The organism is Candidatus Cardinium hertigii, assembly GCF_050864855.1.
Classification (GTDB): Bacteria; Bacteroidota; Bacteroidia; order Cytophagales; family Amoebophilaceae; genus Cardinium; species Cardinium hertigii_C.
The window spans coordinates 1-423 of the sequence record NZ_JBOZWW010000024.1 but is presented as its reverse complement, the minus strand read 5'-3'; the positions used below and the strand labels follow the sequence as shown (position 1 = coordinate 423).

At 32.9% G+C, this 423-nt stretch carries 1 protein-coding gene; it reads right to left on the bottom strand.

Annotated features, from left to right (window positions below):
• A partial coding sequence (locus ACRRVB_RS05030) for a transposase (RefSeq protein WP_432466125.1) occupies window positions 1-307 on the bottom strand: 307 nt, incomplete at its 3' end.
• Between the last annotated feature and the right edge of the window lie 116 nt (window positions 308-423).

The window sequence follows — 423 nt, the reverse complement described above, 5'->3', positions numbered from 1 at the left end:
GCACCTTAAACTGAAAATAATCATATCCACAAAAGTATTGCCAATAAGGGTTTTCTACCCATCTAACCACTACTTGTTCATCAGAAATATTATACATATGACTGATAATGAGAAGACCTATAATTAAACGAATAGGCAAAGGAGGTTGACCAGGTCCATAGCTAAAACCGCGGTCTAAATCTGATGCTAAGGAGTGCCAAGTAATCGAATCAGATAACTGGAATAAACGATGTTTCGGGTTAAGAAAACTAGATAAGCGTTGCTCAAACAAACGTTCAAGGCTATTATTTATTTTCTTAGATTTCATCCTTATTTTGCAAGCTTTTTATACAAAACAACTCTAAAACTGGTTATTAACCAATACAAATTTAACCATTTATTTGCTGATTAACAAATAATTATACAGTATTTCAGGACCGACTA